A 4,112-nucleotide genomic window follows, 5' to 3' on the forward strand; every position below is an offset into this window, starting at 1 on the left:
CCGTTTCGCGGGGCCCCCCCAGTGGTTTTGAGGGGGTGGGGGCGGCCGCCGGGCCGCGCCGACGCGTGCGCGAGGAGAGCTCCGATGGCGAAGATCAAGGGCCAGGTCAAGTGGTTCAACGAGACGAAGGGCTTCGGCTTCATCGCACCCGAGGACGGCAGCAAGGACGTGTTCGTCCACTTCTCGGCGATCCAGGGCAACGGCTTCAAGACCCTCGCCGAGGGCCAGCACGTGGAGTTCGAGATCCAGGACGGCCAGAAGGGCCCGAGCGCGGTCAACGTCTCCGCGCTCTGAGCCCCCGCGGTGCGGCCCCGCCCGGCCCGCCCGGGCAGGGCGGCCCGCGGCGTCAGTAGCGGACCGCACCCGCGTACGGCATCACGTCGACGCCGACGATCTCCACGGTCTTGCCGGTGCGCGGGGCGTGCAGCAGCTTCCCGTCACCCAGGTAGATGCCGACGTGGTGCAGGTCCGCGTAGTAGAACACCAGGTCGCCGGGCTGGAGTTGGCTCTTGTCGATCTTCTGGCCGGCCGCGAACTGGGCCTGCGAGGTGCGCGGCAGCGACACCCCGCCCGCCGCGAAGGCCTTCAGCGTCAGCCCCGAGCAGTCGTACGAGCCGGGGCCGGTGGCGCCGTACACATAGGGCTTGCCGAGCTGGGCGTGGGCGAAGTCGAGGATGTCCTTGGTGCGCCCGGTGGCCGGGCCGGTGTACGGGGTGCGGGCGCTGCTGCGTGAGGCGGCGGGCCGGTCGCCGGCCAGCACCCGGGCCCGCTCACCCGCCTTGAGGCCGCCCAGGATCCGCTGGACCTCGGCGAGCCGGCCCTGCACCTCGGCCTTCTTGGCCGCCGCGGCCTGCCGGGCGCCGTCGAGTTCGCCGAGCCGGCCGGCGGTCTCCGCGCGCAGCTGGTCGAGCCGGCGCTGCTGGCCCTTGAGCTGCTCCAGGGCGCCGACCTGGGTGGCGGCCGCGGTGTCCTGGCGGCCGGCGCTCTCCAGGAAGTCGTCCGCGTCCGAGGTCAGCATCAGGCGCACCGCCGGGTCGAGGCCGCCGGTGCGGTACTGGGCGGCGGCCACCGCGCCGAGGGTCTCCCGCAGTGCGTTGAACCGGCCCTGCTGGACCGCGAGTTCCTGCTGGAGGGTGCCGGTGCGGGCCTGCAGCTGCTGCTGGCGCTCCTGGAGCCCGTTGTACTGCTCGGTGGCCGCCTCCGCCTCCTCGTACAGCGTGTCCACCTGCCGCTGGACCTGCTCCAGGGAGGGCTTGGGCTCGGCGTGCGCGGCGACCGCCGGCAGCAGCAGGGCGCCCCCCGCGCCGAGGGCCAGGGCGCCGAGGCGGCGCCGGCCGGCGGGGGAGGGGAGGCGGTGCTGGCCCATGTGGTGCTGCTCCCTGGGGTCGGGGTCGGGGTCCGTCCATCACTACTAATCTCCTAAGCAAATTAGTAGAAAGGGCGCCCGCAAGGCAAGCCGTCACAACCCTTGGCCCGGGCCGGGCCCGCGCCGATGATGGGGGTGAGGCCGGGGCGATGCGGGGGAGGCGGGCCGTGGCACAGCCCGAGGACCGCGCCGGCGCTCTGGTCGGCGCGCTGGTGCTGATCACGGTCGGCGGCGTCTGCCTGTTCCTGGGCCTGCCCGACGACGGCCCGGTCACCTGCCACGGCGAGCCGATGGGGAGCGACGACTTCTGCGGCCCGGTCGCGGGGCGGGTGGTCACCGGTACCGGCGCGCCCCCGCCCGGCAACTACTCCTCGGTCGCCGAGCAGCAGCACGCCGCGACCCCGGCCGCCGTCTGGCTGGGCGTCGTCCTGCTGCTGCTCGGTCTGGGGGCGCTGGTGTCGGCGCTCAAGGCGTACGCGGACCGGCCGCCGGGCCCGGGGAGTTGAGCCGCCCGACGGCCGGGCGGAGCGGGCGGCCGGCTCAGAGCAGGTGCGGCAGGCAGGCCAGCACCGGCGGCACCCCGGCGGTCAGCGCGGCGGCCGCCGCACCGAGCGCCACCAGGGCGCGCGGCGGGCGCGGCTGCCGGGTGGCCAGCCGGCCGGCCCGGGCCAGCGCGTGGTGGCCGGCGGTGAGCGCGGCGGACGGTGCCGGACCGGCCGCGACCACGCTCATCGCACCGGCCAGCGCCCGTACGGAGTGCCCGCGCAGTGCCCGGTCGTCGGCGGCCATCTCGAGCAGGGCCCGGGTCTCCTCCTCGACCAGCCGGCCGAGCGGCAGCGGGGCGAAGCTGCGGGCGAACGCCTCGGCCGCGCAGGCCGCCAGGTGGTGGCGGCCGGTCAGGTGGCCCTGCTCGTGGGCGAGGGCGGCCGCCAGCTGCTCGGGGGTCAGCGCGTCCAGCGCGCCCCGGCTGACCACCACCCGCCGCCGGCGCCCGGGCAGGCAGTAGACGGCGGGCGCCGGGTGCTCCAGCACCAGCGCGCCGGGGACCAGGTCGCGCCGGCCCGCCAGGTCGAGCAGGGTCCGGTGCCGGGCGCGTCCGCGGGCGGCGGCCGCCAGCCGCCGGGCGAAGAGCGCGGCCGGCACCAGGACGACCGCCAGCGCCGCCGCGAGCGCCAGCCGGGACACCGTCCCGGCGGGGGCGGACAGGCCGCACAGGTGCAGCAGCCGGTCGTGGTGGTGCGGAGCGGGATCGACCAGCTGCCGGACGCCCAGCGCGACCGCGGCGACGGCGGACACCCCGAGCGCCTGCCAGGCCAGCACGCCGAGCACCGGCGCCCGCCGGGTCCAGGCGGCCCCGGCCAGCCGCCGCGGCAGCACGGCCGCGACGGTGACGGCCCAGGCGGCCAGCAGCAGGGCGGCGGTCACGGCCGGGCCCCGGCGCCGCCGTCCGCGGGCCCGTCCGTACCGGGCCCGCCGTCCGCCAGTCCGGCCAGCGCGGCCCGCAGCGCGGCGAGCTCCGCGGGGGAGATCTGCTCGACGAACCGGGCCAGCGCGGCGGGGGTGTCCGGGGTGCCGCCGAGGGCCTCGCGCATCAGCTCGGCGGTGTAGGACTCACGGCTGCGGGTGGGCGCGTAGACCCAGGCCCGGCCGGACTTCTCCCGGCTCAGCAGCCCCTTGGTGTGCAGGATGTCGGCGACGGTGAGCACGGTGGTGTACGCGACCGGGCGGTGCAGGTTGAGGTCGTCCACCACCTCGCGGACGGTGGCCGGGCGGCCCCAGCCCCAGAGCCGGTCCATGATCTCCGCCTCCAGCTCGCCGAGCTTGCGCGCCACCGCGGTACCTCTTCCGTCGCCTGCCGGGCCGCCCCGGCCGTCCGCGTCATGGTATGCGCCCGCCGGGCCCGGGTGGCCCGGGGTGGGCCGGGTCCGCGGTGGCCGGCGCTCACCCGAACCGCTCTGCCGGGTGGCCGGTGACCAGGGGCGGGCCAAGGGTGGTGGGCGGGGGCCAGCCGAGTGAGGAGTGGTCATGGAGCGTCGGATCGTGCCGGGTCGTGGGAGCGGGACAGGGCGGCGGGGCACGGTGACCGCGGTGGCGGTGGTGGCCGCGCTGGTGGGCGGAGCCGCACTGTCGGCCTGCTCCTCGAGCACGAACCCGTCGCCGACGGTGTCCTCGGCGCTGCAGTCCGGGCTGTCGGCGGCCGCCTCGGCCGCGGGGTCGGCGGCCCAGAGCCTCGCCTCCGGCGCGGGCTCCGCGGCGGCTTCGGCGGCGGGCTCCGCCGTGTCCTCGGCGGCGGCCGCCGCGTCCTCGGCGCTGGCGAGCGTCAAGGGCGGGCTGGACGCCAAGAGTGACATCTCGCTCGGCTCGGTCACCTCGGCCTCCGACGGCCACCTCCAGGCGCCGATCACCGTGAAGAACACCGGCTCCCAGGGCTACCAGTACACGGTGCAGGTCAACTTCAACGACGCCAGCGGCAACCTGCTGGACGTGGTGCTGGTGAGCGTGCCGGAGGTGACGGCCGGCGGTACCGCGCAGGCGACCGCGACCACCAACCGGACGCTGTCGGGGACGGTCAAGGCGGAGGTCGCCTCCGCGCTGCGGTACTGACCCGGCGCGTGGTCCCGGGGATGCCCAACCTTAAGGGCGGCTCAAGGGGCAAGTGGTGGTCTTGACGGGGGAGTTGGTCTAGTCCATTTTTATGCCCAGGTGCAGGGAGCCCCTGGGCCGGCGCCGGAGGTCCTGGACCTCC

General features: G+C 76.5%; 6 protein-coding genes. 3 read left to right on the top strand and 3 right to left on the bottom strand.

The window, feature by feature from the left end:
- Positions 1-84 precede the first annotated feature (84 nt).
- Positions 85-294, top strand: coding sequence for a transcription antiterminator/RNA stability regulator CspE (gene cspE, locus AB0D08_RS40355; protein WP_033824473.1), 210 nt, complete (start codon positions 85-87; stop codon positions 292-294).
- A 52-nt stretch (positions 295-346) separates the two neighbouring features.
- Here the strand turns inward: cspE and AB0D08_RS40360 are convergent, their stop codons facing one another.
- Entirely contained in the window at positions 347-1,366 is a 1,020-nt protein-coding gene (locus AB0D08_RS40360) for an NlpC/P60 family protein (protein ID WP_359895352.1), read from the bottom strand.
- 167 nt (positions 1,367-1,533) lie between these two features.
- Here AB0D08_RS40360 and AB0D08_RS40365 point away from each other — a divergent pair, with 167 nt between their 5' ends.
- Positions 1,534-1,872, top strand: coding sequence for a hypothetical protein (locus AB0D08_RS40365; RefSeq protein ID WP_359895354.1), 339 nt, complete (start codon positions 1,534-1,536; stop codon positions 1,870-1,872).
- Positions 1,873-1,906: 34 nt separating this feature from the next.
- Here AB0D08_RS40365 and AB0D08_RS40370 read toward each other — a convergent pair whose 3' ends face one another.
- Entirely contained in the window at positions 1,907-2,791 is an 885-nt protein-coding gene (locus AB0D08_RS40370) for a M48 family metalloprotease (protein WP_359895356.1), read from the bottom strand.
- A complete protein-coding gene (locus tag AB0D08_RS40375) occupies positions 2,788-3,162 on the bottom strand; it encodes a BlaI/MecI/CopY family transcriptional regulator (RefSeq protein WP_033822498.1) in 375 nt (124 codons plus the stop codon). The genes AB0D08_RS40370 and AB0D08_RS40375 overlap by 4 nt, the downstream gene beginning before the upstream one ends.
- A 229-nt stretch (positions 3,163-3,391) precedes the next feature.
- On the opposite strand from AB0D08_RS40375, the gene AB0D08_RS40380 reads away from it, so the two are divergent.
- Positions 3,392-3,970, top strand: a complete 579-nt coding sequence (locus AB0D08_RS40380) for a hypothetical protein (protein ID WP_199520407.1) — start codon at positions 3,392-3,394, stop codon at positions 3,968-3,970.
- Positions 3,971-4,112 lie beyond the last annotated feature (142 nt).

It is taken from the genome of Kitasatospora sp. NPDC048540, assembly GCF_040651175.1.
Classification (GTDB): Bacteria; Actinomycetota; Actinomycetes; order Streptomycetales; family Streptomycetaceae; genus Kitasatospora.